Annotated in this window: 2 protein-coding genes; both read right to left on the reverse strand. The window is 69.5% G+C overall.

What is annotated here, in order from left to right:
* A partial coding sequence (locus CA984_RS42520; protein WP_207621257.1) for a sensor histidine kinase occupies positions 1-1,023 on the reverse strand: 1,023 nt, incomplete at its 3' end.
* Positions 1,024-1,409: 386 nt separating this feature from the next.
* Entirely contained in the window at positions 1,410-4,478 is a 3,069-nt protein-coding gene (locus tag CA984_RS42525) for an AfsR/SARP family transcriptional regulator (RefSeq protein ID WP_086578969.1), read from the reverse strand.
* Positions 4,479-4,937: the final 459 nt, after the last annotated feature.

A 4,937-nucleotide genomic window follows, 5' to 3' on the forward strand; every position in this document is an offset into this window, starting at 1 on the left:
CATCCCGGCCAGTCCGTACCCACCGTCCTCACCCGGCCCCCGCCCGTCATCGGCGATCTCCACCGTCAGGCTCTCCCACCAGGTCAGAGTGAGGCGTACGGCACGCGTACCGGCGTGCTTGCGCACGTTGGTCAGCGCCTCCTGAACGATGCGGTAGACGGCGGCCTCAATGCTTGCGGCGACCGGGCGCGGGGTACCGACGGTCGTGCTCACCACATCGAGGCCGCTGCGCTCGAGCAGCGCGGGCAGGTTGGCCAGACGGGGCTGAAACAGCAACCCGCCCAGGCGCTCGCCGGCATGGCCCCACGCCGGTCCGCCGCCTTCGCCCTGGGTCCGCAGTGCGGCGAGCACCCCCCGGAGCTCGGCCAGCGCACCCCTTCCCGTGTCGGCGATCGCATCGAAAACCGCCTCGGCCTCGTCCGGGTCGCTGCGCGCCACCACCGGCCCGGCTTCGGCCTGGACCACCATCAGCCCAACGGAATGGGTGATGATGTCATGCATGTCGCGCGCGATCCGGGTGCGCTCCTCGGCCGCCGCCGCGATGTGCTCCTGCTCCCGCCGCCGTGCCCGCTCGGCCAGCTCGGCGGCTCGCGAGCGGCTCGCCCTGACACTGGTGCCCAGCGCGTAGGCGGCCACGAAGGCAGTCCCCACCAGCCGGAAGGTCTCGTCGTTCTCCCTCGGCAGCACCAGCGAGGAACCCACAGCCGCCACGATCACCGGAATTGCCGCCAGCCTCTTCCAGGTGGGGCTCAGGTCGGCGATCGTGTAGACGGCCAGCAGCGGACCAAAGGGCAGGAACGGCTTCTCCCACGTCACCATCACCGACATCGCCGCCCCGACCACCACCGCCACCACCATCGGCGCCCGCCTGCGCCACCACACCGGCACAGACGCCAGCAGCCCCAGCCCGATGATCCACCACGGTTTGGGATCGGGCAGTAGAAGCGGCCCAACCGTAGCGAGGACCACGCCCACCGCAAGCGCCGCGTCAACCGCTCTACCAACCCGGCCCGCTGCAAACATCCGCCCATTATCAGGATTTATCAGCCTATTGCCGTCACTCTCTAGAGTGATCATTCCTGGCCATGCCGGCCCACTACGCGCTGAGCTGCCGGCGACCCGTAAAAGTGGATCTGGCCGCGCTCGCCCACGGATTTTCGAACCTGGTGCCGTAAGGCGATTCCTACCGCGGCAGGGCCCCGGCAAATTCGTCCGATCCGGTGGACTGCAGTCGAGCCCGCGTCACCGGATGACCTGCGATGACACTCCGGTCGACCAGCCGATCGCAACGGACATCGCGGTACGTCCGTCGACTTCGCCGGGGCACCGCTGATGCGACGATCCGGGAGAACGCCCTGAGCAGACGTCTCTCCGCCGTCCCGGAACGTTCCGAGGAGGCGGCGCCTCCGTCACTCCGCCCGGCCGCGCGCCCTTTCGGCGAGCTGCTCGCGCACCTGCTCGGCCGCCGGGGGATCCAGCTTCTCGGCCAGGGCGTGGGCCTCGGCCAGCGCGTCGTGCGCCGCGGAACTGTCTCCGGCGGCCAGGTGCGCGTCGCCGAGCATGACGAGAGTGCGGGCCTCGTGCACCGGGACCTGGATCCGGCGGAACAGGGCCAGGGCCTGCTGGAAATAGGGCACGGCCTGTGCAGGGTTGCCGGACGCGATGGCCAGCTCACCCAGCCCGACCAGCACCCGCGCCTCCGCGAGCCGCTGGCTGGATGTGCTGGCCAGCATCAGGGCGTGGCGCAGTGCCCCCTCGGCCTCGGCGAGCATGCCCTGCCGTAGCCGTGCGATGCCCAGGCCGTGCAGCGCGTACGCCTCTCCGGTGGGGTCGCCGATGTCCCTGACGACGGTCAGCGCCTCGTCGAAGACGCGGGCGGCGAGGGCGGGCTCGTCCGACTGGAGATGGACGTGCCCCATCCGGTGCAGGACCTGGGCCCGCACCCTCCGGCTGCCGCCGTTCCCGCTGAGCTGCAGCGCCTCCGACAGCAGCCGTTTGGCGCCTTCGAGGTCGTCGAACTCCAGCCTGAGCTGGGCCAGGTTGTGGAGCGCGTAGGCCGCGGCGACCTGGTCCCCGATGGTGCGGAATATCTCCAGCGCCCATTCGTAGTGCGCCGCCGCCTCGTCGAAGCGGCCGTTCATCCGGTCGAGGAACCCGATGTTGCGGATGGCCATGGCGACACCGCGATCGTCGCTGACCTCCCGGAACAGCCTGACCGCCGCTTCGAATTCGCGCTGCGCGTCGTCGAACCGCTGCTCGGTGATGGCCAGCGAGCCCATCGAGTGAAGCACCGCCGCCTGGCCGCGCTTGTCCCGGGCGTGCCGGGTGGCCGCCAGCGCGATGTCGTGGGTCTCCCGCCAGTCGTCGAGGTAGACCCGCGCCTCGAAGAACGTCACCGCGTTGATCGTCAGGCTCCAGCAGAGCTCGACGAGGCCCGCCTGCGCCGCCTGCCGGATGCCGGAGACCAGGATCATGCGCTCACGCTCGAACCAGGCGAGCGGCACCGCGATGAGCTGGTCGACCAGATCCCTGGGCAAAGACCAGAGGGAGGCGTCGCTGTGGATCAGGATGTCGGGGCCGTACTCCCGCCGGCGGGCCGCCTCCGCGAGGAAGAGCAGGCCGCCGAGCACGCGGCCCAGCGCCGCGCCGCGCTCGCCGGCGGACTCCTCCGCGGCGAGGCGCTCCCGGGCGAACACCCGGATGAGGTCATGGAACCTGTACTGCGTGTGCACGCCACGCCCGACCCCGGTGGTCTCGACGAGCTGCGCGTCGGCCAGGTCGTCCAGCAGGTCCTGCGCGTCGGCGAAGGGCATGTCGAGGAGTGCCGCGCTGATCCAGGCGGAGAAGATCTGGGAGTCCAGGATCGCCAGGCGCCGGAAGAGCCGGCGGGCGTCCTCGGAGGCGCTGTCATAGGTCAGCGAGATGCTGGCCCTGATCCCCATGTCGCCGTGTTTGAGCTCGTCCAGCCGGCGGGTCTCGTCCTCCAGCCGTCCCACGAGCTGCTCGATGCTCCAGTGGGGGCGGGCCAGGAGCCGCGCGCCGGCGATGCGGAGCGCCAGGGGGAGCTGTCCGCAGAGCTCGGCCAGCGCCGCGGCGGACTGCGCCTCGGACTGCACCCGCTCCACACCCGCTATCCGGGACAGCAGATCCATCGACTGGCTCGAATCGAAGACGTCCACGTCGACGTGGATCGCACCGGCCAGCCCGGCCAGCCGGCTCCGGCTGGTGATGATCACCGCGGAGGCGGGGTTGCCCGGAAGCAGCGGCAGGACCTGGCTCTCGTTGCCCGCGTCGTCCAGCACGATCAGCATCCTGCGATCGGCGAGCAGGGCGCGGTACATCTCCGCCCGCTCCTCCAGGCCGTCGGGGAGCGCGGTGCCGGGCACGCCGAGCACGCGCAGGAACCGTTCGAGCACCTGCATCGGGCTGGTCGGGCGTGAGACGCCTCCGTGCAGGTCGGCGTAGAGCTGCCCGTCGGGGAAGTGCTCGGCGACGCTGTGCGCGGAGTGCACCGCGACGGTGGTCTTCCCGATCCCCGCCTTCCCGACGATCGCGATGATCGGTACGGCGAAGCGGGACCGGTCGTCGACGGCGAGCGTCAGCCGCTGGCGGATGTCGTCGATCTGCTTGGTGCGTCCGGTGAAGTCGGCGATGTCGGTGGGGAGCATGCTCGGCGCGTTCGGGACGCGGGGCGCCGGCTCCTCGACGACCTTGGCGGGCTGCGCCGGCAGGTCGAGACTCTCGTCGGAGGTGAGGATGGCGTATTCGAGCTGCTGGAGCCGCTCGTTGGGCTCGATCCCCAGTTCTTCGATCATTGTCTGCCGGGCGAGCCGGTAGACCTGCAGCGCCTCGGCCTGGCGGCCCGAGCGGTACAGCGCCAGCATGAGCTGGCCGCGGAGCCGCTCACGCAGCGGATACTCCTCCACGAGCTCGGTGAGCTCGCCGACCAGTTCGTGGTGCCTGCCCAGGTCCAGTTCGAGCTGGACGCAGTCCTCGTTCGCCGTGATCCGGTGTTCGGCGAGCCTGCTCGCCGCCGACTGCACGAGCCTGCTCTCGATGCCGTCCAGGGCGGGTCCGCGCCAGAGCGCGAGGGCCTTGCGGTAGTGCTTTATGGCCTCGTCGAGGTTGCGGGCCTCGCGGGCGCGCCGGGCCTGCAGGACGAGCTTCTCGAAGCGGTGCGAGTCGATCTGGCTGCTGTCGGCCTGGAGCGCGTATCCCTGGGACTGGGTGGAGATGACGTCGGCGCTGCTGTGGGCGGCGAAGAGGCGCCGGAGCGCGGAGATGCAGATCTGCACCTGAGCCCGTGAGGTGGTCGGGGGATCGTCTCCGTAGATCGCCTCCATGAGCCGGCCGGTGGTGACCGCCCGGTTGGCGTCAAGGAGGAGGGCGGCGAGCACCGTCTGCTGCCTGATGCCTCCCAGATCGAGCCGTTGGTCGCCGGTGACTACCTCCAGAGGGCCCAGAACGCGAAACTCCACCCGCATCTCCTTGAAGAAAACCCGCAACCCCGGCCCGTGCGAAAGTCCCTACGCTTCCCGATGCGAGAGAAGCGTCAGTTGTCCAACCTCACTGTCAGGCGTGCGTCCTCAGGGAGACCAGGAAGATCTGTCTGTGTCGGTAATTGTCGTTGATGTTCGCGATGTCCGCGGCTGCTCATCCTACCGAGACCAGAGTCACCCCGTGTGCAATGTGTCTCTTTCGTGGGGAGTGTACTACTTCGCGTGATTGCCTGCCAGGGGGATTATGTGGATTCTGATGAGTTCGTCCACTGTTTGTGACCGCGACCTCTTTGATGCGGCAACGGAAAACGGCCGGAGACATTATGTCTCCGGCCGTTCGGCCGGCTGATGCCGGCCCGCGACGCTCACTTCATGAGCTCATGAGCTCATGCGCTCACGAGCCACCCCACGGGTCGCCGTTCGGGTGGGCGGTGGGGG

It is taken from the genome of Streptosporangium minutum (assembly GCF_002149035.1).
Lineage (GTDB): Bacteria > Actinomycetota > Actinomycetes > Streptosporangiales > Streptosporangiaceae > Streptosporangium > Streptosporangium minutum.